Below are 22,951 nucleotides of genomic sequence, written 5' to 3'. Positions count from 1 at the left end.
CAGAGCAGATGTCTAAAGCGAGTAAATGGTCAGCGCGGACAACCCGCGCGATGCACCGCGTTCATGCGCGGCTTGTGACCCGTCAAACGGCGGCGACTGGCTTTGTGTCGCAACCAGAACCTCGCACGATCGGAAGCTTTGCGCGAGGGCGTCAGCTGAGTGCTGGAAACATCATGTTTGCAGGCCATTTGGTCGAAGCGGCGAAGACCAACCTATGGGATATTCCTGCGCCAGATGCTGCGTTTGCCGAAGAGGCGCATGGCTTTAGTTGGCTTGATGATCTTGCGGCAGTGGGTGACTTGGCCGCGCGCGAAACGGCGCAAGCCTGGGTTTGGGGTTGGATCGAAGCTTACGGTCGTGGCAAAGGGCCGGGGTGGACACCAGCGCTGACGGGACGGCGTTTGATCCGATGGATTAACCACGCTTTGTTTTTATTACGCTCTCAGGACAGTGAGTCGTCTAAGGCATTTTATCGCTCGCTCACCCAGCAAACCACGTTTTTGTCGCGCCGTTGGCACAAGACCGAACCGGGCCTTGCGCGATTTGAAGCGCTCACTGGCATGATCTATGCGGGCCTGTCGCTGAGCGGGATGGAAGCGCATGTGAACCCTGCGGTCAAAGCTTTAGCACGAGCCTGTTCGGAACAGATCGATGCCGAAGGCGGAATTTCGACGCGCAATCCCGAAGAATTATTGGATGTGTTTACACTTATTACATGGGCTGCGGTTAGTTTGCGTGAAGCAGGCATTATTCCCCCGCAAGAGCATTTAGATGCAATTGAGCGTATTGCGCCGACGCTGCGCACGTTGCGCCATGCAGATGGAAGCCTTGCGCGGTTCCATGGTGGTGGGCGCGGTGTCGATGGGCGTTTGGATCAAGCGCTGTCTAATTCTGAGGTGCGTCATGCTGTGCCGGATGGTTTGTCGATGGGGTTTGTGCGCCTTTCAGGCGGGCGTACCAGTTTGGTGGTGGACGCGAGCGAGCCGCCAAAAGGGGTCGCTTCGCACAACGCACATGCCTCGACTTTGGCGTTTGAGCTGACGTCTGGACGACGTCCATTGATCGTGAATTGTGGCTCTGGCAAGGTCTTTGGCGAAGATTGGCGCCGCGCTGGGCGCGCGTCACAGTCGCATTCTGTCCTTTCGATTGACGGCTATTCCAGCGCGCGTTTCGCGGCATCTGGTAGCAAAAAACGTCAACTTGAATTGCTTGTGGACAGTCCCAAACATGTTCCGGTTCAAATCAGCGAAGCGCCAGATGGCACACGTTTGCAAGCGGGGCATGACGGGTACGATAGCACGCATGGTTTGACCCACGCGCGGACTTTGGAATTGACGTTCAATGGTCGTGGTCTTGCGGGCGAAGATATGCTTCTGGCGATGGAAGATGCGGCCAAGAAACGTTTTGACGCGAAAATGGACGAAGTCAGCTTGCAAGGCGTACCCTATTCGATCCGCTTTCATCTACATCCCGAGGTCGATTCAGCGCTTGATATGGGCGACACGGCAGTTTCAATTGCGCAAAAGAGCGGCGAGTTATGGGTGTTTCGCCATGATGGCGTTGCAAAACTAAGCTTAGAGCCGAGCGTTTACCTTGAAAAAGGCCGACTTCAGCCACGCGCGACAAAACAGATCGTTTTAACTGGGCGCGCGATGGATTATGCGACGCGTATTCGGTGGTCGCTGTCCAAAACCCAAGATACTGCGGTGGGCGTGCGCGATCTTGTGCCGGATAACGAACCGCAATTTTGACCCTAGGACGATGACCTTATGACTGATCTTTCCCCCATCCGCCGCGCTTTGCTTTCTGTGTCTGACAAGACGGGGCTGATTGAGCTGGGAAAGGCGTTGTCTGAGCGCGGAGTTGAACTGCTCTCAACAGGTGGCAGCGCCAAGGCGTTGCGCGATGCGGGTTTGGATGTGCGTGATGTTGCGGATGTGACGGGCTATCCTGAAATGATGGATGGCCGCGTGAAAACCCTGCATCCTGCGGTACATGGTGGCTTGCTGGCGTTGCGCGATAACGCGGCCCACGTGGCGGCTATGGATGAGCACAACATTGGTGCGATCGACCTGCTTGTTGTTAACCTTTATCCTTTCGAGGAGACGGTTGCGAAGGGCGGCGATTACGAAGATTGCATTGAGAATATCGACATTGGTGGCCCAGCAATGATCCGCGCGGCAGCAAAGAACCACGCGTTTGTGAGTGTGGTTGTGGATGTTGAAGACTACGATGCTTTGCTCGCGGAATTGGACGCGAACGGCGGTCAAACCACCTATGCGTTCCGTCAGAAATTGGCGCAAACGGCTTATGCGCGCACGGGCGCTTATGATGCGGCTGTGTCTACGTGGATGGCAGATGCGCTGGGCAATTCTGCGCCGCGTCGTCGGGCATTTGCGGGGACGTTGTCCCAAACGCTTCGCTATGGCGAAAACCCGCATCAGACAGCAGCATTCTATGTGGATGGAACTGCGCGCGCGGGTGTTGCGACAGCAGTTCAACATCAGGGCAAAGAGCTGAGCTATAACAACATCAATGACACAGACGCTGCGTTTGAATTGGTGGCTGAGTTTGATCCTGCTGATGGTGCTGCTTGTGCGATCATCAAACATGCGAACCCTTGTGGGGTGGCCTTGGGTGGCACGTTGCTGGAAGCATACAAGAGCGCGTTTGATTGTGATCGCACCTCTGCTTTCGGAGGAATTGTCGCGCTTAATCAAACCCTTGATGAGGCGACGGCGAAAGAGATTGTTGGCATCTTTACCGAAGTTGTGATTGCGCCGGGTGCATCGGACGCCGCGCGAGAGGTGTTCTCAGCCAAGAAAAACCTGCGCCTTCTGACAACCGATAGTCTGCCTGACAATCGTGCGGGTGGGCTGACTTATCGCCAAGTCGCGGGTGGCATGTTGGTGCAGGACAAAGACGTTGGATTTGTCGGTATGGACGACCTGAAAGTCGTGACCAAGCTTGCGCCAACTGATGAGCAAATGCGCGATCTTTTGTTTGCTTGGAAAGTCGGAAAACACGTGAAATCGAATGCGATTGTCTATGTGAAGGACGGTGCGACTGTTGGTGTTGGTGCAGGGCAAATGAACCGGCTCGATAGTGCTTTGATCGCCGCGAAAAAGGCAGAACGCATGGCAGAGGTGCTAGGACTTGAGACGCCTTTGAGTGTCGGTTCTGCTGTCGCGTCTGATGCGTTTTTCCCATTTGCGGATGGACTGATGGAAGCCGCTGCCGCTGGTGCCTCTTGCATTATACAACCTGGAGGGTCTATGCGCGATGACGAAGTGATTGCGGCGGCAGATGAAGCTGGCTTGGCGATGGTGTTCACAGGTATGCGGCACTTCCGCCATTAGTAAGAGTTAAGGGAGGACGCAGATGCGTCTGGTATTTTGGGCAGGCTTTTGGGTGTTCCTCGCGGATCAAGCGAGCAAATATCTCGTGGTTCACTGGATGAATCTGCGCGAAGTTGGTAGCATTGACGTGATGCCGCCTTTGCTGAACCTGCGCATGGCGTGGAACTATGGTATCAACTTTGGTCTGTTTTCCGGTGATAGTGATTCAACGCGTTGGATTTTGATTGGCATTGCGATCATGATCGTGGCCTTTGTGCTTTATTGGTTGCGCAAGGAAGAGTTTGGCAAAATCGGGTTGATCAGCGCGGGTATCCTTATTGGTGGCGCGCTTGGAAATATCATTGATCGCATTCTTTACGGTGCAGTCGCGGATTTTCTCAACATGAGCTGCTGTGGCTTTAGCAATCCTTTCTCCTTTAATGTTGCAGATATCGCGATTTTTGCGGGGGCTTTGGGAATGGTGATCTTTGCGGGCGACAGTAAAGAAGACCCAAAAACAGAGATATAAGCGGGCTTTTGCAACGATGGAAAAAGCCTAGGTGACGTCGCCTTAACAATAGGTTAAAACCACGGCGAACGGAGCGGAGTGAACCATGCGACCGGCGAGCAGTTTGATCTTGATTTTGGCCCTTGGGCTTACAGCATGTGGCGAAGTAAAGCTGCGCGATTTGTCTGATCCGGCAGCGGGTCCAGAGGAATTCGACATTATTCCCAACAAGCCGCTTGAGACGCCTGACAGTTTCACGACCTTGCCAACGCCAACACCTGGTCAAGCCAATCTGAGCGATGCGACACCTAAGAAAGATGCAATTGCAGCTTTGGGTGGGCGTCCTGCATTGCTGGATGCGCAAGGTGTTGCGCGCAGTGACTCAGCTTTGGTCGCGAGCGCGTCGCGCTATGGCGTTACGCCAAACATTCGCGAAAAGACCGCTGCTGAGGATGCGAAGTTCCGTAAGCAACGCGGGCGTTTTTCGAATATTCGACTGTTCAGGACGGATCGCTACGGAAGCGTTTACAAACGCGAGAAGCTAGATGCGCGTGACGCTCTTTTGAAGGCACGTCGCACAGGTCGCATCACGCCGACTGTTCCACCTGTGAATTAAAACGCTCTCACGAAGCTGTCAGTGCGCTTGAAACGCAACTGCGCAACCGTAGATTATGAGCAGACCAATCTGAATTTATCCTGCGTGAGGAGTATGTAATGCGCTTTGGACTTCGTATGGCTGGGCCTGTTTTGGCGCTTTTGGCAGCGCCCATCAGTGCGTTTGCAGAGATTACGCGTTTCGATGAACAGGTGAGCACCTTTGATCTCGATAACGGCATGGAAGTTGTGGTGATCGAGGATCATCGCGCGCCTGTCGTGGTTCATATGATGTGGTATCGCGCTGGATCTGCGGACGAGCAGCCCGGTGTTTCCGGTGTTGCGCATTTCTTGGAGCATTTGTTGTTCAAAGCAACGGACAATATGGAAGCGGGCGAGTTTTCCAAGACGGTTGCAGCCAATGGTGGCTCGGACAACGCGTTCACCTCATACGACTACACTGCGTATTTCCAGCGTGTTGCATCGGATCGATTAGAGCTGATGATGCAGATGGAAGCGGACCGCATGGTGAATTTGCGCCTGACAGAGGCGGATATTTTGACCGAGCGCGAAGTGATTATCGAAGAGCGCAATCAGCGCACAGAGAATGATCCGAATGCGTTGTTTGGTGAGCAAGCGAGTGCAGCGCTTTATATGAACCATCGCTACGGCGTGCCTGTGATTGGTTGGCGTCATGAGATGGAAACGCTCGAATTGCCAGACACGCTTGAGTATTACGAGCAGTTCTATGCGCCGAATAATGCGATCTTGATTGTTGCGGGGGATGTGACGCCGCAAGAGGTCAAAGAGATGGCGGAGCGCCATTATGGTCCGCTGAAAGCGAACCCAGATCTTGAGCCGCGGGCGCGTCCGCAAGAGCCAGTTCACAATGTGGAGCGCCGTTTGGTGTTTGAAGATCCGCGCGTCTCGCAGCCCTATGTGCGCCGCTCTTACCTTGCGCCTGAGCGTGACAGCGAGGATCAGAAAACCGCAGCGGCTTTGATGTTAGGTGCGAATTTGCTGGGGGATGGGCAGACCTCTTTTATGACGCAAAAATTGCAATTCGAGGACAAGACAGCGGTGTTTGCGACAGCATATTATCGCGGCACATCGCTTGATGACACCAGCTTTACCACGATTGTTGTGCCTGTTCCCGGTGTCAGCCTGTCTGAAGCGGAAGCGCAAATGGACGCGGTTCTCGAAGAATTTATGGAAACGCCGATTGATCAAGCCCACCTTGCGCGGATCAAAAGCCAAATGCGCGCCAGCCGGATATACGCCAAAGATAACGTGCAAGGGTTAGCGAATAGCTACGGGCGCGCGTTGACGTCAGGGCTGACGATTGCGGATATTCTGGCATGGCCCGACGTTGTTGAAAACATCACGGAAGAGGACATCAAAACCGCTATGCGCACGGTGTTGAACAATAAATCATCAGTGACAGGATGGCTGACATCCGGTCGGGAGGCGGCACAATGAAGCGTTTTTTCCTGAGTGTTCTAACGGTTGTTACCCTTGTTGCCGCTCCTTTGCGCGCAGATGTCGACATCCAAGAGATAAGCTCGCCCATGGGCTTTAAAGCGTGGCTGGTCGAAGATCACACGCATCCGTTTATGGCCCTGCGCATCGGTTTCAAAGGCGGTGCATCGCTGGATCGTCCTGAAAAGCGTGGCGCTGTTTCATTGATGATGGCCTTGCTGGAAGAGGGCACAGGCGATCTTGATGCACGTGAGTTTGCGCGTGAAGTGGATGAGCTGGCCGCGTCGTTCAGTTTTGACGCATCTGGGGATTCCGTGAGTATTTCGGCGCGTATGTTAAGCGAAAACCGTGATGCAGCGATTGCGCTTTTGAAGGGTGCGCTTACTGCGCCCTCGTTTGAGCAATCTGCGATTGATCGTGTGCGCGGGCAGGTCGTGTCGATCATCGGCTCTGATCTGAAAGACCCCGATGCGATTGCGCGCACTGCGTTTAATGCCGCAGCTTTCGGTGATCATCCTTATGGCAGCGCGCTTGAAGGGACGCTCGAGTCTGTTGGTGCGTTGACGCGCGAAGACATTTTGAACGCGCATCGCGATACGATGGCGCGGGATCGTGTGTTTATCAGTGCGGTTGGTGACATTACTGCTGATGAGCTTGGGGCGCTGATTGATGATCTGTTGGTTGATTTGCCTGAAACAGGTGCCGCTATGCCTGAGCGCGTGGAAGTTGCGCTAGAGCCGGGCGTGACGGTTGTAGAATACGACACACCGCAGTCTGTTGCATTGTTCGGGCATCGTGGCATTAAACGCGACGACCCCGATTTTTTCGCAGCCTTCATTGCGAGCACGATCCTAGGCGGTGGCGGTTTTGAGAGCCGTTTGATGGACGAAGTGCGCGACAAGCGTGGTTTGACCTATGGCGTCTATTCCTATCTGTCCCCGCGTGAGCATGCTGAAATGGTGCTGGGGCAAGTTGCCTCTGCCAATGACCGGATTGGTGCCGCGATTGAAGTCATCAAGGATGAGTGGGCGCGCATTGCGAATGAGGGCGTGACGCAAGAAGAGTTGGACGCGACCAAGACCTATCTGACGGGTGCCTATCCTTTGCGTTTTGACGGCAACGCGCCGATTGCGCGGATTTTGATGGGGATGCAGATGGGCGAATTGCCGATTGATTACATCAACACACGCAATGACAAAGTGAACGAAGTGACGCTTGAGCACATCAATCGTGTGATCAAAGAAGTGTATTTGCCCGATGAGCTGCACTTCACTGTCGTGGGCAAGCCCGACGGGCTTTGAGAAAGATTGAGCGCCCTTGATTAAAGGGCGCTCGTTTTCGTTTACGGATTGGCGAAAAAGTCGATCACAGCATTCGCGATAAGCGCATGATCGGCAATACGCTCATCTGTACCGCCTTCGCAAAGTTCGCCGTCGCCCGTGACTTCATCCTCTAGAATGTCCACGCCGCGTTCTGTGCACACGCCGAGGAAATCGAAATGGGTGAGGCTTGTAGGCTCGATATAGCGGGTGGTTGCCTTTGGCAAAGCGGCGACAAGTGCGCGACTTTCGCGGTTCAGATCGAGCGACCCCATAGAGGGTTTTGGCGCCCCAACGACAAGGAGCGGGGTTTGCACAGCGGCTAGGGTATCAAACGCAAAGGTCTGTGTGCCACCAAGATCAAACACGGCAATCGCTTTGATACGTGAATCGCTCAGGTCCTGCTCCATCGCTTGCACGTCCTCAGGCGTTTTTGCGATATTCCACATGTCACCAATTGAGCAGATCAAATCGTTAGGATCAGCGGCACAATCGGCTTTGACCTTTGCGCCGTCATACCGCCCACCAGCAAGCCAGACGGCTGTCCAACCCCCTAGAGAATGACCGCCCATAAAGATGCGTTCAGGGTCGATGAGCGGCGCGAAGGTTTTGTCATCTAGCAGATGTGTGATCACCCGAGAGACATCGCGCGGACGCTCCCAAAGTTGGCGCGCATCATCAGGGTCGCGCAGCCAAGTGGATGTTCCGGGATGGCTAAGCGACGCAACGATATAGCCTTGAGACACCAACGCCTCTGCAAGCCAATTCTGATTTCGTTCATTCCCGTACATCCCATGCGAGAGCACGACCAAAGGATGCGTGCCCGCCAATGGCGTCGCTTTCTTTGCGGCATCAACGCCGACCCAAACACCATTGGATTGGATCCGCGTAACGCGCGTATCATCGTGAGCAGGATACCAGATGAGCCCACTGACTGGCCGTTCTGTTTGCGCATCGCTGACTTTGAATTTCTGCCAACCCATGACTGTGTCGTCTGCGTGCGCTTGCCCCGCTGCAATGAGCATTCCGAGGGAAAGAATGTGTAAAAGTCGTTTCATGTCGAACTCCGATATGGTTGCGTGATACCAATGGAATTGCTCAAGGAATGGTGCTCTCGCAATCGCTCAGCACCGCAAAACCTGTCCTGAAACCCGATCTAGGACAGGCAAATCGTGAAAGAGGACATATGCAGGACAGTGCTTTGCTGGTTTTACCGCTGCCCATTCTGACGGCCTTGCTTGGTGCGGGAATCGCTGTGCTGATCTTGCGGCTCGATCTAGGGAGCAAAAGTGCGACGGTTCTGTTTGCGCTTTTGTTTGCTTTGCTCAGCTTTAGTTCGCTGCTTGTTGGTTTGCGTTTTGGTTATGGCTTGGAGCAAGTGATCCTGATCCAACGCACCTTACCGATGCTTGTTGGACCGTTGCTTTATCTCGGGTTCGCGGCTTTTGTGATCCCTAAGGAACGTTTTACCCGGGCGCTTTGGCTTCACTTGGGTGTGGCTTTCGCGGTGATTGCTGTGGTTTTGCTGTCGCCTAGACCGATTTATGCGCTCGATTGGGTGATCACGTTAAGCTACGTTTTCTATCTAGCAGCACTTTGGCGGCTTTGGCGTAGGGGGCCGGATTATTTGATCCACGCTTATTTCGACGTGGCGCAAAAAGTGTCGAATTGGATGTTGCGTGGGATGGTGCTGCTGTTGACGATCTTGCTGATTGATACGGTTATCGCGCTCGATTTCATGCTCAATGAGGGCCGAAATGCAAAGACGTTGATCTCACTCGCGTCGATTCCGTTTATCGTGGGCTTGCTTGTATTCATCTTTGTGCTGCCTTCTCTGATTGCCGCGCCGCGCGCCAAGAGTGCCGCGTTGTTTGAAGGCGAGCGCGACGAGAATGTGAGACTAGAGCAAGAGGCGCGGGCGTTTTTGAATGAAACCCAACTGTATCTTGAGCCAGACCTATCTGTTCAACGTCTGTCGCGTCGTCTGCATGTGACTGTGCGTGCCTTGTCTGTTGCGATCAATCGCACGCAAGACATGAACGTGTCGCAATATGTGAACCAGTTTCGCATGGCGCATGCGGCGGACCTGTTGCGCGGCACGGATGAGAGCGTGACCAAGGTTATGGCGCAATCAGGGTTTTTGACGCGGTCTAACTTTTATCGAGAATTTCAGAGGGTCTACGGATGCTCGCCAGCTGCGTATCGCACGCAAAAATAAGGGCAGGTCGCGAAACCTGCCCCATTTTGATGCTTAGTTGATCAAACCAGCGTGGCGCATGCCCGCGTCTATCATCGCTTTGGTTTCATCTGTGAGGCTGGTCAAAGGCGAGCGGACTTCGTCGCTGCACAGACCCAGCTTGGACATGCCGTATTTCGCACCAACAAGGCCCGGCTCGGTAAAGATCGCTTTGTGCAAAGGCATCAGCTTGTCGGTAATCTCAAGCGCGGTTGTAAAGTTACCCGCAAGCGTTGCCGCCTGCATTTGCGCGCAAAGCTTTGGCGCGACGTTTGCGGTAACCGAAATCATGCCAACGCCGCCATGCGCGTTATAGCCGAGTGCGGTTGCATCCTCGCCAGAGAGCTGGATGAAATCATGACCACATGTCAGACGTGTCAATGGCACGCGCGCAAGATCGCCCGTGGCGTCTTTCACACCGACGATACGAGGCAGTTTTGCCAACTCGCCCATCGTTTCGGGTGTCATGTCCACAACGGAGCGGCCCGGGATGTTGTAAATGAAGATCGGAATATTCGTGCTGTCGTGAATGGCGGTGAAATGCGCCATCAAGCCGCGCTGCGTCGGCTTGTTGTAATAAGGCGTGACAACTAGAACCGCGTCCGCGCCGACCTTTTCGGCGCTCTGCGCAAGCCGGATAGATTCGAGGGTGTTGTTGCTACCAGCGCCCGCAATCACAGGAAGCCGACCCGCTGAGGCGCGTACAACTTCTTCGACAACTTTGTCATGCTCTTCGTGGGTGAGCGTCGGGCTTTCACCCGTGGTGCCAACAGGAACAAGTCCGTTGCTGCCTTCGCCCACATGCCACTCGACAAGTTTTTTCAACGTATCCAGATCCAGTTCGCCGTTCGTGAACGGCGTAATCAGTGCGGGTAGAGACCCTTTAAACATGACACGCTCCTCTTCGTGTTGGCGGACGAAATGCCCGGATGAATTCACGGCCTGCCGCAAGCATTCGCCGATGCGCGCATTTGTGAATTGCGGCCAGCGCTCCAGAGGCTAGGTTGTGCGATGTCTATCCTTTGTCATTGAATGAATTGCAAGCCATGATGCGTCTCGCCCTTTTCCTTTTTCTTATGCTGTGTGCACCCGTTTTTGCGCGTGCAGATGGCCATGTTCCTTTGACCCGGGCCTTTGAAGCGATGCGTGCTGGCGATTGGACGACAGCGCGCACGATTGCCAGCGACGTCAGTCCAGTCGCCTATGATTTGATCGAGTGGCATCGCCTGCGCGGCGGGATTGGCACGGCTGAAGAGGTGATGCTGTTCCTCGATCTAAACCCTGATTGGCCGGGTCTTGATTGGCTACGCCGCAAGAGCGAACCATCGATGCTGGACGCGACGGATGCGGATGTTTTGTTGTTTTTCCGCGATGAATTGCCACAAAGTGCACAAGGCGCTTTGGCGCATGCGTGGGCTTTGAAGGCCAGTGGTCAGGGTGGCAGCGCAGAAGCGGGATTGGTGTTGGCGTGGCGTAGTATGGCGATTGGTCCGCAGATGCATACGCGTATGCTGGAAGAGCATGGTGATTTGCTCGCCGAGCATCACATCGCGCGACTAGACATGTTGCTTTGGAAAGACTGGAAAAGCAACACGGAGCGCATGTTGCCGCTGGTGCCTGAGGGCTACCGCAAGCTCGCTAAAGCACGCCAAGGGTTGCGCGCGCGCGTGAAAGGAACGGATGCTTTGGTCGCATCTGTGCCTGAGAATTTGCAAAATGATCCCGGTCTGACGTTCGAGCGATTTGTGTGGCGCGCGCGCAAAGGGCGACAACAGGATGCGATTGAGTTGGCCTTGGCGGCTAGCAAAAGTGCGAAAACCTTGGGTGAGCCTGAGCAATGGGCGAATAGGCGCCGGTCGCTTTCGCGTCAGTTAATGCGTGATGATGCGTATGAGCGGGCCTACGCGTTGGCCAGTCAGCACCACTTGAGTGAAGGATCTTCGTTTGCTGATTTGGAGTGGTTGAGCGGCTATATTGCGTTGCGCTTTTTAAATGACCCAGCCAAAGCGTTGGAGCATTTCAAGGCGCATCAGGGTGCGGTTGTGACACCTATTTCACGCGGGCGCGCGGGCTATTGGATCGGGCGGACGCAAGAAGCGCTTGGCAACGCTAAAGCGGCCAAAGCGTCGTATGTACAGGGCGCTGAATATCAGTCGAGCTTCTATGGATTGCTGGCGGCTGAGCGCGGTGGAATCGCGTTTGATGAAAGCCTCGCAGGTGCAGCTGCTTTGCCTGATTGGCGTGAGGCGTCCTTTATGGGATCAACCGTGTTTCAAGCCGCAGTCCTCGCGCTTCAGGCAGGCGCGTTGACTGTGTCAGAGCGGTTTTTCACGCATCTTACAGAGAGCTTGAGCCCCCTAGAAGCCGCGCAGTTAGGGCAGGTCGCCATTGATCTGAATGAACCGCATATCGCTGTAATGATTGGAAAACGTGCTGCAAGCGGTGGTGTGACGATCCCTGCTCCGTACTACGCGCTCCATGACCTCGCGAAGTCGGCACATCCGATTGAGACGGAGTTCGCGTTGGCGATTGCGCGGCGCGAAAGCGAGTTTGATCCTGTTGTTGTTTCAGGCGCGGGTGCACGTGGTTTGATGCAGGTGATGCCTGCCACTGCGAAGAATGTCGCGAGCGAGTTGGGCGTTGATTATGCCAAAGAAAAACTGACGTCAGATTGGCGGTATAATGCGCAGCTTGGCACGGCCTATTTGGCGCGCCTCAAAAAGCAGTTTGGCGGCAATCCGGTGATGATATCTGCGGGGTATAACGCAGGTCCGGGACGCCCTGTGCGTTGGATGGAAGTTTATGGCGATCCGCGTAAAGGCGAAATTGATGTGGTGGATTGGATCGAGCATATTCCGTTTCGCGAAACCCGCAATTATGCGATGCGCGTAACCGAGAGTTTGCCGATCTATCGCGCGCGTTTGGGGCAAGAGCCTTTGCCAATTCCCTTTTCCAAAGAGTTAATCCAAATGCGCTGAGCTTAATCTGGGCGGCCAACCTTCACCCTTTTGCGTCAATGTGCGATGATGCGGCAGATATTTGAAGAAAGTTGTCACGATTGAGTCACAACCCTGGGATTTAACGGGTTTAGCGCTGGTTCTCTGGTCAACGCAGCTTAGGTATTAACAAAAGATTAACCGTTTGGTGGGTGAAGTGTTGAAGATCAGTCCAATTCGAGCACGTCGCATCAGTTTTATGGCGCTCGCCCCGCTTTGCCTAATTCTTGCTGGATGTGCGACGCCAGATGGCGCGCGTGTTTCTGGCGATGTGTTTGATCCTTACGAGGAAAACAACCGACAAACCCACGAATTGAACCGTGCCTTGGACAAAGCTTTGGTGCGCCCTGTTGGCGTTGGTTACACCGCCATTGTCCCAGATGATCTGGAAGGTAGCATTGGCAACTTTGCCTCTAACCTTGGTTTGCCCGGGACGGTGGTTAACAACCTGCTCCAAGGCAACGTGGAAGGCGCGTTTACTAATACGATGCGTTTCGTATTCAACACGACGCTTGGCTTTGGTGGGCTGTTTGATGTGGCTGGCGATTTTCAGATTGACGAAGTGAAAGCAGATTTTGGTCAAACGCTCTATGTTTGGGGTGTGCCCGAAGGCGCATACGTCGAATTGCCGGTACTTGGCCCCTCGACAGAGCGGGCCATGGTTGGTCGTGCAGTTGATCTGTTTACCAACCCGCTGAGCTATGTCTTGCCGAGCCCGGATAAATATATTGGCACTGCCGCTGGAGTTGCGTCAAAAGTAGGGGATCGCGGGCGCTATGCTGAAACAGTTGATTCCGTTCTTTACAATAGTGCGGATAGCTACAGCCAAGCGCGTGGGATTTATTTGCAAAACCGTCGCTTTGAATTGGGCGATGGTGACGCTGCCGAAGAGATCAACCCGTTTGATCTAAATACCGAAGGATTTTAAGCATGACACAGTATACACGCCGCGCCGCAACTTGCTTGATTGGCGCTGCCGTCGCAACGTTCACATTGATGCCAACCACAGCATCCGCGTTGGACAATGCAAGCGCTAAGAAGCTGGTCGATGCTTTGGTCGGTGAAATAAACCGCGTGATTGCGTCGGGTAAGTCCGAGCAAGCGATGTATAGCGACTTCAAACGCATTTTCGCGAAGTATGGCGACACGTCCTATATTGCAGCCTATGCGATGGGCAATGATGGCCGACGTGCGAGCAATGCACAAAAGAAGAAATTTTCAGCTGAGTTTCAGACTTACATCTCTCGCAAATATGGTTCGCGCTTCCGCGAATTCATTGGTGGCCGCCTAGAAGTTAAAAGCGTCCGCCCTGTGAAGAGCTGGTTTGAAGTGCAAACAACCGCGTTTTTGCGTGGTGAGTCGCCTTTTACCGTCACTTTCCTTGTTTCTGATCGCACAGGTCGCGACAAGTTTTTCAACATGTTCATCGAAGGCATCAACCTGCTTTTGACAGAGCGCACAGAAATCGGCGCGATGATCGACAAACGTGGTGGCAGCATCGATAAGATGATCGCCGATTTGCGCAACGCTAAGTAAGCACTCCTTTTTATCTGTCGATGATGTACTCATCTCGCTTACGTCGCTGAGGGTCAGGGCCATTGCTGCCCCCTAAACTTCTAAGCACACGTTGAAGCACTGTTTCCGCGACTCCGTCAGCTGGAATGGGAGCGAAATCACCATTTCGGTGTTGCTGTGGTTGTTGAGCCATCGGTGCAGGTGCAATCATTGGCAATGGACGCGCGGGCAACCCTTGGTGCACACGTACCATGACTTCGTGCCAAATTTCAGCAGGAAGGCCACCGCCGGTCACGCCCGTTAGCGGCGTGTTGTCGTCATATCCCATCCAAACGCCAGCAACGTAATCAGCTGTAAATCCGATAAACCAAGCATCACGTGCAGCTTGGGTCGTACCTGTTTTACCAGCGGCTTCGCGATCGGGCAGTTTGGCACGTTGGCCCGTACCTTGTCTCACGACGCGCTCCATCATGTAGATCAGTTTGCCCGCAGCTTCGTCGCGGATCACGCGTTCGCCGATCCCACCACCTGTGCCCATCAAGGGTTCGCTATCCCCAAGCAGGCTAAGTTCAACAAGCCCATAAGGCGTTACGGAAGAACCGCCGTTAAGGATGCCAGCGTAAGCACCAGTCATTTCGATCAACGTGCTTTCAGAGGCTCCAAGCGCGAGAGCAGGGCCAGCGGCGAGGTCGCTTTCAATGCCAAATTCGCTGGCGACTTTGCGCACGTTTTCGCGCCCGACAAGTTCAGAGAGTTTGACCGCAGGAATATTGAGTGAGTCCTTGAGGGCATCCGTGAGCGTCACGGCACCTTTGAAATCCTTGGTGTAGTTCTTGGGCGTCCAAGGGCCGGAGCCGGGAATATTGATGGTCAACGGTTCATCTACGATAAGTTCATTCGGGCTATGACCGAGTTCCAGCGCAGTCGCGTAGACGAAAGGTTTGAAGGCTGATCCAGTTTGACGCATCGCTTGCGTCGCGCGGTTGAAACCGCCGGAAACTTTGGTGTTTCGCCCGCCGACCATTGCGCGCACGGCGCCATCTGCGCTCATCACGACAATCGCGGCTTGGGCTTTGCTGCCTTCACGCACTTTGTTTGCGAAGATGTATTTCATCGCCTCTTCCGCGCTGGCTTGGAGGCGGCGATCAAGCGTTGTTTTGATGATGACGTCTTCGGTCGTGTCGCGGGTAAAGAACTCGGGACCACTGTCCATGACCCAATCCGCAAAATATCCGCCTGCTTTGGCTTCAGCCGCTTCGGAGAGTTGCGCGGGGGCGATGCGCGCGATGTCTGCATCTTTCTGGCTGAGATATCCTTGGTCCGCCATGAGGCCAATGATAACGGACGCGCGGTCTTGGGAGCGCGCGAGATTGTTTGTGGGCGCGTAGCGTGTCGGTGCTTTCAAAAGGCCTGCAAGCATCGCTGCTTCTGCCGCGTTGATGTCCGCGCCGGACTTGCCGAAATAGCGTTTGCTTGCTGCTTCGAACCCACGCGCACCAGCGCCAAGGAATGCGCGGTTCATGTAGATGTTGAGGATGTCGTCTTTGGAGTATTTCGCCTCCATCGCCATAGCGAAGAGTGCTTCTTTGGCTTTGCGCCACATGGTTGTGCGGCGGCAGTCGGCCTCGTATTCCTTTTCACTTTTCCAAGTGGCGCTGTCATAGGGCACACCAAGGCAGAGAAGTTTTGCGGTTTGTTGCGTGATTGTTGATCCGCCGTGACCTGATAAAGGCCCGCGCCCTTCGCGAAGGTTAATGCGCACGGCGCTCGCGATACCGCGGGGGCTGACGCCAAGGTGCCAGTAGAAGCGTTTGTCTTCTGTGGCGACGATCGCATTCGTCAGATGTGGTGATGCAGTCTCAGTTGTTATGGCCCCGCCGAATTGATCGCCGCGCCATGCGAAGGTCTCGCCAGTGCGATCCAACAAAGTGACAGAGCCGCGCGCGCGCGCATCCAAAAGAGCGTTCGCTGCGGGCAGTTGCAGCGCGAAATAGGTAACAGCAAGGCCAAGAATAACCGCCGTGACAAAGCCAATGCGCCACGTGAAGCCCCAAATCAGACGCACGATCCAACGAAACAGCGTGACAATCCAACCGATTGGACCGCGCATAGGTTTGCGCACCGCGCGTTTTTTGCGGGGTTTGGCGCGTGGCTTAGCGGCTGTTTTAGAGCTGCTATAGCGTTTTTCTGCGACAAGTTTTGAGTTGCCGCGTTTCTTCTGAACCATTCAACGAACCTGCTCGGATCTTATTTTTTCATAGCATATCGCGTTGCGGCTTGGATGTTGAGTGGAGAATTTCGCATTCAATACGATTAAATATTATGCAAATATTTGAAGGTGATTAAAATTTAGACGCACAATCGCGTTTTCGCAATAAAATCATCGCAGATTTCTTCCAACCCTGCGCCAAGACCGTTTTGCTGCAAGTCCAAACAGAGGATTCGATCCCTCGCTCTTACGAAAGGTTTTCAGGTGAAACTCATCATAGCAACAATCAAACCATTCAAGCTGGAGGACGTCCGCGAAGCGCTCACAGATATTGGCGTGCGCGGCATGATGGTTACAGAGATCAAAGGGTTCGGTGCCCAATCTGGCCATACAGAAATTTATCGCGGCGCTGAATATGCGGTGAACTTTGTGCCCAAGGTGAAGCTGGAAATTGTGATCGGTGCCGACATGGCCGACCAAGTGGTCGAGACGATCACTAACACAGCGCGCACTGGCAAAATCGGTGACGGCAAAATTTTCGTCCTCGACGTAGCGCAAGCGGTGCGTGTGCGGACAGGTGAAACAAATAACGACGCGATTTAAGCGCGCATGTTGAAGGATACGGATATGAAAAAGACGACACTTTTGAGTGCCACCGCGCTGTTAGTGCTGCTCCCGAGTTTGGGACTGGCGCAAGAGGCGGACACAACGCCGACCAACGCCGAGATCGGCTTTATTTTCACCACCTTTATGTTCCTTGTTGCGGGCTTTCTGGTCTTCTTCATGGCCGCTGGTTTCGCCATGCTGGAAGCTGGTCTTGTACGCGGTAAGAACGTGACGATGCAGCTGACCAAGAACATGGGTCTCTTCTCGCTCGCTACGATTGTTTACTATCTGATCGGTTACAACCTGATGTATCCTGGCGATGGTTGGTCGATTCAAGGCGTGCTTGGCGCATTCTCGCTAACGTCGCTCGAGCCTGTCGGTCTTGAGGGGGCTGAGCCTGACCTGACCTATGCTTCTGTCGGATCTGACTTCTTCTTCCAACTGATGTTCTGTGCGGCGACAGCATCTATCGTGTCCGGCGCACTGGCGGAGCGTATCAAACTTTGGCCCTTCCTCGCCTTTACGGCGATCCTTGTTGGTCTGATTTACCCGATCCAAGCGAGCTGGAAATGGGGCGGCGGTTTCCTTGACGGCATGGGCTTTCAGGACTTCGCGGGTTCCACAGTTGTGCACTCTGTCGGTGGTTGGGCGGCACTTGCGGGTGCTCTGATCCTTGGTCCACGTATTGGTAAGTATAAGAACGGCCGCACGATCCCGATGCCGGGTTCCAACCTGACGCTTGCAACGCTTGGCACGTTCATTCTGTGGCTCGGTTGGTTCGGTTTCAATGGCGGTTCCCAGCTGTATATGGACAGCGCTGCGAACGTTGCCGACATCTCTCGCATCTTCTCCAACACCAATGCAGCTGCGGCTGGCGGTGCTCTGACAGCGATGATCTTGACGCAACTTCTCTACAAAAAGCCTGACCTTACCATGATCTTGAACGGTGCTCTTGCGGGTCTCGTGTCCATCACGGCAGAGCCTTTGACACCTTCCCTTGGTCAAGCGACGCTGATCGGTGCAGTTGGTGGTGTAATCGTGGTCTTCGCGGTTCCCTTCCTTGATAAGCTGAAGATCGACGATGTTGTTGGTGCGATCCCTGTGCACTTGTTCGCAGGTATCTGGGGCACAATCGCAGTGACGTTCACCAATGATGCGGCGAACCTTGGTGTGCAGCTTTATTCCATCATGGTTGTCGGTGTGTTCACCTTCGTGGTGTCCGGCGCGATTTGGTTCATCCTGAAAGCGACAGTGGGTATCCGTGTCAGCGAAGAAGCTGAGATCAGCGGTCTCGACACAACTGAGCTGGGCATGGAAGCCTACCCTGAATTCTCAAAAGGCTAACCTCCCAAAGTCTAAGACAGACTTTACCCCGGGCGTCCGCGCCCGGGTTTTTTGTTGGTTAACGCTGTTTTGGTGCGTGGCAGAATCGCGCGTCTTTATGCTATGTGTTGGGGTATGAATGATCTTGCCCCCAACATAAGCGATAGCCAACCTGTTATCCGTCAGCTTGATGATGCTGCGATCAATCGGATTGCTGCGGGTGAAGTGGTCGAACGCCCTGCTTCCGCCGTTAAGGAATTGGTCGAGAATGCCATCGATGCTGGCGCGCATCGGATTGAAGTGGCCTACGCAGATGGCGGTAAAACACTGATCCGCGTCGTTGATGATGGATGCGGAATTGTCCCTGATGCTTTGCCGCTTGCGCTGTCGCGTCATGCGACCTCGAAGATTGACGGCAGTGATCTGCTAAACATCCATACTTTCGGGTTTCGCGGCGAAGCGTTGCCCTCGCTTGGTGCTGTTGGCCGACTGACGATTACCTCGCGCGCTGCCGGTCATGATGCGCATGAGATCGCTGTCAACGGCGGCGCGATGAGTGCCATAAAGCCTGCGGCGTTGTCCAAAGGGTCCGTTGTCGAGCTGCGCGATTTGTTCTTTGCAACGCCCGCGCGTTTGAAATTCATGCGCACGGATCGCGCGGAGTCGCAGGCGATTACGGATGTGGTCAAGCGGTTGGCGATGGCGGAGCCGTTTGTTGGATTTACTTTACGTGATGTGACGGGTGGCGGCGAAGGACGTGTGACGTTCCGAGTAGATGCAGAGAACGGTGATTTGTTTGATGCGCTTCACGGGCGACTTTCGCAGATTATTGGCAAAGAATTCGCTGATAATTCCCTACGTATTGAGGCTGAACGCGAAGGTCTGCATTTGACGGGTTTTGCAGCTTTGCCGACTTACTCGCGGGGATCTGCGGTGACGCAGTATTTGTTCGTCAATGGACGCCCTGTGCGCGACAAGCTTTTGTACGGTGCTTTGCGTGGAGCTTATTTCGACTTTCTTTCGCGCGATCGTCATCCTGCCGCGGCGCTATTCCTCGATTGCGATCCTCAGTTGGTGGATGTGAACGTGCATCCTGCGAAATCAGAGGTACGGTTTCGTGACCCTGGGCTGGCGCGTGGGTTGATTGTATCGGCCTTGCGCCACGCCTTGGCAGAGGCAGGGCACCGCGCCTCTACGACTGTGGCAGATGCGACTTTGGGCGCGATGCGGGCTGAGCCGACTGGGCCTGCGCGGGTCTATCAAATGGATCGCCCATCTCAGGGTGCAATGCGCGCAAGCTATCAAGCACAAGCGCCCGGATTTGAAGAAACGGCGGGTGTGTTCAGCCGCGTTGAACCTGTGGTTGAAGACACACCAGCGGAGCAGTTTCCGTTGGGGGCTGCACGCGGGCAGGTGCATGAGAATTACATCATCGCGCAGACAGCGGATGGGATGGTGATCGTTGATCAACATGCAGCGCATGAGCGGTTGGTCTATGAGAAGTTAAAGAAACAAATGGCTGCGAATGGTGTTGCGGCGCAGGCTTTGTTGATCCCAGAAATAGTTGAATTATCCGATGGCGATTGTGCGCGATTGATGGAGATCGCGGAAGAGTTGGAGCGGTTCGGCCTTGGCATCGAGCGTTTTGGCGGCGGCGCGATTGCCGTACGCGAAACACCTGCGATTTTGGGGGAAGTGAACGCGAAAGCGATGTTGCTCGACATCCTTGATGAACTTTCGGACCAAGGCGAAAGCATCGCGGTGCAAGCCAAGATTGAAGCGATCCTGAGCCGTGTGGCCTGTCATGGGTCCATTCGTTCAGGCCGGTGGATGCGCGGTGAAGAGATGAATGCGCTGTTGCGTGAAATGGAAGCAACGCCGCATTCGGGCCAGTGCAATCATGGGCGACCGACCTATGTGGAATTGAAACTCGCCGACATTGAACGGCTGTTTGGACGGACCTGATGACGATTGATTTAGAAGACCCGTTCGTACTTGCCGCGATCGCGGGGGTGTTGGCGTTTTTGTTGATATTTGTGCTCTTGATCGTGGTGATCCGCGCAGCAGGGCGATCTGCGAGGATGACAGAGCCACTGGCGAACCAGATGGGAATGTTGGGGCAGCGCGTGCAGTCTTTGTCCGATGGACAACAACAATTGGCGGGTGGTTTGAACCATGTGTCAGAGGCCGCCGCCGCGTCACAAGCCAATCTCTTGCAGCTGATGGAGCAACGCCTGACGCATGTGAGTGGGACGATGAACGAGAACCTGCAAGGCTCGGCTCGGCGCACGGCGCAAAGTTTGGGTGAGCTACAGCAACGTCTGCAAGCGATTGATAAGGCTCAGGATAATATAACCAAACTGTCGGGCGATGTATTGAGCCTTCAGGATATATTGAGCAACAAACAAACGCGTGGGGCGTTTGGGGAAATTCAGTTGAAAGATATCGTGAGTAAAGCGCTGCCTGCGGACAGTTATACGTGGCAGGCGACGCTTTCAAACGGCAAGCGCGCGGATTGTTTGATCCATTTACCCAATCCTCCGGGACCAATTGTGGTGGACAGCAAGTTTCCTTTGGAGGCGTATGAGGCGCTTCGTAATGCAGAAACACAGCAGCAATTGAATGATGCGGCGCGGATGATGCGCACGTCCGTTAAGGCGCATATCAAAGCGATCTCGGATAAGTATATTTTGGACGGTGAAACGGCAGATGGGGCATTGATGTTCCTACCTTCTGAGGCTGTTTATGCAGAGCTGCATTCGAATTTTCCTGAACTTGTGCGCGAGGGATTTGCAGCGCGGGTTTGGATCGTATCACCCACTACTTGCATGGCGACGTTGAATACGATGCGCGCGATCTTGAAAGACGCGCGTATGCAAGAACAAGCTGGCGCGATCCGGCGTGAGTTGGGGCTGTTGTTCGGGGATATTGAACGGTTGGGGACACGGGTTGAGAACCTTGATCGTCATTTCAATCAGGCGTCGAAAGATATCGCCGAGATCAAGATAAGCTCCGACAAAGCTGGACGGCGCGCGCGTCGCTTGGATAACTTTGACTTTGAAGAATTGTCACCCGATCCAATCGCGAAAGTCGTTCCATTGGCAGGGCCAAAGATTGAACGTTGATTTCGACATATTCGCGCGCGAGTGGGAAAGCGCTTGGAACAGCCACGATCTAGATCGTATTCTGTCGCACTATAGCGATGACGTTTGTTTTCGCTCACTCAAGGCCGTGGCTTTGGTGGGTGCGGGTGAGTTGCATGGAACTGAAGCATTACGCGATTACTGGGGACGTGCATTAGAAAAACAACCGGACCTCAAGTTCGAGGTCTTACATGTTTTCAAAGGTCATCAGATGATGGTGATCACATACCTGAACCACCGCGGTGTGCGCGCGGCAGAGACGTTGCTTTTTGATGAGAACGGGCAAGTGACGCAAGCATCAGCCTGTCACGAGGACATTTAGATTCGCAAGAAGCGCTGTGCGAGACGGGGCAGGAACGCGTTAAACTTGAGTGGCGCGTCGGTAACGGCCAAGCAAATGCAGTCTTCGCCTACATCCGCGATTGGCGTGTGCTCTAGGTCTTCGTTCGCGACTTCGACATCGCCACGTGCGAACCGGTCGTCTTCATCGACGAATGCACCTTGCAGAACGAGTGTCATTTCAGTGCCGTTGTGTCCATGGTCCGGCACGGCTGCGCCTGCTGGAATATAGAGCAATCGCGCAGTTGCCGCCTTTGACGTTGGCAAGATCGCCTGTTTTACGCCCATGCCAAGTGGCTTCCATTTGATCTGATCCAGATCGCCGCCGACATAATCCTGAAGCGGGCTAGGGAGCGTTCCTGATGATCGACGTGGCGTTAACGGGGTGCTGTCGCCTGAAGAAATAAGCTTCATTGTCGCGGCGAAGGCGTCATCAGATACATTGGCTAACTTGGCATCTTCCATGACAACACCGCCGACAGCATCGTAGCTATCCAGATCAGAGCGACATGTATCGCACATCGAAACGTGGGTTGCCACGATCAGGCCAAACGCCTCTGGCAAAGTGCCAGCGGAATAAGCCATCAGAATTTCGGGCGTCAGGTGGTGTTTAATCGTATCTGTCATGTTCATCACTTCATAGCGTGGCGCAAACGTTCTAGAGCTAACCTAATGCGGGATTTGATTGTGCCCAGTGGGAGACCTGTAATTTCTGCAATTTCACTATGCGAAAGGTCGCCATAATAGGCTTGTTCAATCAAACTCCTTTGTTTCTCTGGCAATTCCTTGATCGCAACTGCCAATTGCTCTGTCTCTTGTTTCAAACCGATTGCATCGGCTTGTTCGGGTTCAGCTTCGGGACCCCAAGGTAAATCTTCCGGTTCAGGCCGACGTTGCTTGCGCAATGCGTCAATTTTACGGTTTCGCGCAATTGTGTAGATCCAGGTAGACGCACTCGCGCGGCTCGGATCAAACATGCGCGCTTTGCGCCATAAAGTGGCCATCACCTCTTGGGTACATTCCTCTGCCAAAGACGCATCAGCGCCGCTTTTCATTAAAAAGCCTTTCACACGCGGCGCGAAGTGGGCGAACAGTTCGGCAAAGGCTGCCTGATCCTGTTTGTCCCTGATCGCATAAATTTGCGCGGTCCAGTCTTTCGTTGTGTTGCTCACGTCAGTTCAGTCCTGGCTTTTCTTACTTTTGTACGTCCCAAATGCGGATATTTAGACCGAAACTGGGGTATTTGGATCGTGTTCCAAGGCTTTCACGCGTATCAACGTAAATTAATACGCGTCTTTTGCTGAATTGGATCACTCGCCTGCTAATTTTCTTCATTTACATCCGAT

General features: G+C 54.1%; 20 protein-coding genes. 15 read left to right on the top strand and 5 right to left on the bottom strand.

Annotation, left to right across the window (positions count from 1 at the left end):
* Positions 1–8 precede the first annotated feature (8 nt).
* From PFRI_RS04605 to PFRI_RS04580, 6 genes are all read left to right on the top strand, one after another.
* Positions 9–1,751 carry a heparinase II/III family protein gene (locus PFRI_RS04605; protein ID WP_072629563.1) on the top strand — a complete coding sequence of 581 codons (1,743 nt, stop codon included), beginning with the start codon at positions 9–11 and terminating at the stop codon, positions 1,749–1,751.
* Positions 1,752–1,769: 18 nt separating this feature from the next.
* Complete coding sequence (gene purH, locus PFRI_RS04600; RefSeq protein ID WP_072629562.1) at positions 1,770–3,359, top strand: bifunctional phosphoribosylaminoimidazolecarboxamide formyltransferase/IMP cyclohydrolase; 1,590 nt, start codon at positions 1,770–1,772, stop codon at positions 3,357–3,359.
* A gap of 22 nt (positions 3,360–3,381) precedes the next feature.
* A complete protein-coding gene (lspA, locus tag PFRI_RS04595) occupies positions 3,382–3,867 on the top strand; it encodes a signal peptidase II (protein WP_072629561.1) in 486 nt (161 codons plus the stop codon).
* Positions 3,868–3,952: 85 nt separating this feature from the next.
* Positions 3,953–4,462: a DUF3035 domain-containing protein gene (locus PFRI_RS04590; RefSeq protein ID WP_072629560.1), complete on the top strand. Its 510-nt coding sequence runs from the start codon at positions 3,953–3,955 to the stop codon at positions 4,460–4,462.
* 98 nt (positions 4,463–4,560) lie between these two features.
* A complete protein-coding gene (locus PFRI_RS04585; protein ID WP_084649598.1) occupies positions 4,561–5,919 on the top strand; it encodes a M16 family metallopeptidase in 1,359 nt (452 codons plus the stop codon).
* The gene (locus PFRI_RS04580) at positions 5,916–7,220 is read left to right on the top strand and encodes a M16 family metallopeptidase (RefSeq protein ID WP_072629559.1); all 1,305 of its coding nucleotides are present in this window, start codon (positions 5,916–5,918) and stop codon (positions 7,218–7,220) included. The genes PFRI_RS04585 and PFRI_RS04580 overlap by 4 nt, the downstream gene beginning before the upstream one ends.
* Positions 7,221–7,261: 41 nt before the next feature.
* On the opposite strand, the gene PFRI_RS04575 is transcribed toward PFRI_RS04580, so the two are convergent.
* The gene (locus tag PFRI_RS04575) at positions 7,262–8,296 is read right to left on the bottom strand and encodes an alpha/beta hydrolase family protein (RefSeq protein ID WP_072629558.1); all 1,035 of its coding nucleotides are present in this window, start codon (positions 8,294–8,296) and stop codon (positions 7,262–7,264) included.
* 47 nt (positions 8,297–8,343) lie between these two features.
* On the opposite strand from PFRI_RS04575, the gene PFRI_RS04570 reads away from it, so the two are divergent.
* Entirely contained in the window at positions 8,344–9,456 is a 1,113-nt protein-coding gene (locus tag PFRI_RS04570) for a helix-turn-helix domain-containing protein (RefSeq protein WP_084649597.1), read from the top strand.
* Positions 9,457–9,489: 33 nt separating this feature from the next.
* Here the strand turns inward: PFRI_RS04570 and dapA are convergent, their stop codons facing one another.
* Entirely contained in the window at positions 9,490–10,365 is an 876-nt protein-coding gene (dapA, locus tag PFRI_RS04565) for a 4-hydroxy-tetrahydrodipicolinate synthase (protein WP_072629556.1), read from the bottom strand.
* 155 nt (positions 10,366–10,520) lie between these two features.
* On the opposite strand from dapA, the gene PFRI_RS04560 reads away from it, so the two are divergent.
* From PFRI_RS04560 to PFRI_RS04550, 3 genes are all read left to right on the top strand, one after another.
* Positions 10,521–12,452, top strand: coding sequence for a lytic transglycosylase domain-containing protein (locus PFRI_RS04560; protein WP_072629578.1), 1,932 nt, complete (start codon positions 10,521–10,523; stop codon positions 12,450–12,452).
* 217 nt (positions 12,453–12,669) lie between these two features.
* The gene (locus tag PFRI_RS04555; RefSeq protein ID WP_072629577.1) at positions 12,670–13,398 is read left to right on the top strand and encodes an MlaA family lipoprotein; all 729 of its coding nucleotides are present in this window, start codon (positions 12,670–12,672) and stop codon (positions 13,396–13,398) included.
* Between the two features lie 2 nt (positions 13,399–13,400).
* Positions 13,401–14,006 carry an MlaC/ttg2D family ABC transporter substrate-binding protein gene (locus PFRI_RS04550; RefSeq protein WP_072629555.1) on the top strand — a complete coding sequence of 202 codons (606 nt, stop codon included), beginning with the start codon at positions 13,401–13,403 and terminating at the stop codon, positions 14,004–14,006.
* A 10-nt stretch (positions 14,007–14,016) separates the two neighbouring features.
* Here the strand turns inward: PFRI_RS04550 and PFRI_RS04545 are convergent, their stop codons facing one another.
* Positions 14,017–16,212 (bottom strand): transglycosylase domain-containing protein, encoded by a 2,196-nt coding sequence (locus PFRI_RS04545; RefSeq protein ID WP_072629554.1) that lies wholly within the window; start codon positions 16,210–16,212, stop codon positions 14,017–14,019.
* A 246-nt stretch (positions 16,213–16,458) separates the two neighbouring features.
* Here PFRI_RS04545 and PFRI_RS04540 point away from each other — a divergent pair, with 246 nt between their 5' ends.
* The 5 genes from PFRI_RS04540 (at position 16,459) to PFRI_RS04520 (ending at position 21,588) form a co-directional block, all read left to right on the top strand.
* On the top strand, positions 16,459–16,797 hold the full coding sequence (locus tag PFRI_RS04540) for a P-II family nitrogen regulator (protein WP_072629553.1): 339 nt from the start codon (positions 16,459–16,461) through the stop codon (positions 16,795–16,797).
* 24 nt (positions 16,798–16,821) lie between these two features.
* The gene (locus PFRI_RS04535) at positions 16,822–18,144 is read left to right on the top strand and encodes an ammonium transporter AmtB (protein WP_072629552.1); all 1,323 of its coding nucleotides are present in this window, start codon (positions 16,822–16,824) and stop codon (positions 18,142–18,144) included.
* Positions 18,145–18,258: 114 nt separating this feature from the next.
* The gene (gene mutL, locus PFRI_RS04530; RefSeq protein WP_072629576.1) at positions 18,259–20,088 is read left to right on the top strand and encodes a DNA mismatch repair endonuclease MutL; all 1,830 of its coding nucleotides are present in this window, start codon (positions 18,259–18,261) and stop codon (positions 20,086–20,088) included.
* A complete protein-coding gene (locus tag PFRI_RS04525) occupies positions 20,088–21,248 on the top strand; it encodes a DNA recombination protein RmuC (protein WP_072629551.1) in 1,161 nt (386 codons plus the stop codon). Before mutL ends, PFRI_RS04525 begins: the two co-directional genes overlap by 1 nt.
* A complete protein-coding gene (locus tag PFRI_RS04520) occupies positions 21,238–21,588 on the top strand; it encodes a nuclear transport factor 2 family protein (RefSeq protein WP_072629550.1) in 351 nt (116 codons plus the stop codon). The genes PFRI_RS04525 and PFRI_RS04520 overlap by 11 nt, the downstream gene beginning before the upstream one ends.
* On the opposite strand, the gene PFRI_RS04515 is transcribed toward PFRI_RS04520, so the two are convergent.
* On the bottom strand, positions 21,585–22,232 hold the full coding sequence (locus PFRI_RS04515) for a ChrR family anti-sigma-E factor (RefSeq protein ID WP_072629575.1): 648 nt from the start codon (positions 22,230–22,232) through the stop codon (positions 21,585–21,587). The two genes, PFRI_RS04520 and PFRI_RS04515, sit on opposite strands and share 4 nt — an antisense overlap.
* 5 nt (positions 22,233–22,237) lie before the next feature.
* Complete coding sequence (locus PFRI_RS04510) at positions 22,238–22,777, bottom strand: sigma-70 family RNA polymerase sigma factor (RefSeq protein WP_072629549.1); 540 nt, start codon at positions 22,775–22,777, stop codon at positions 22,238–22,240.
* Between the last annotated feature and the right edge of the window lie 174 nt (positions 22,778–22,951).

It is taken from the genome of Planktotalea frisia (genome assembly GCF_001890925.1).
Classification (GTDB): Bacteria; Pseudomonadota; Alphaproteobacteria; order Rhodobacterales; family Rhodobacteraceae; genus Planktotalea; species Planktotalea frisia.
The sequence above is the reverse complement of the archived record's forward strand: the minus strand, read 5'-3'. Positions and strand labels throughout refer to the sequence as shown.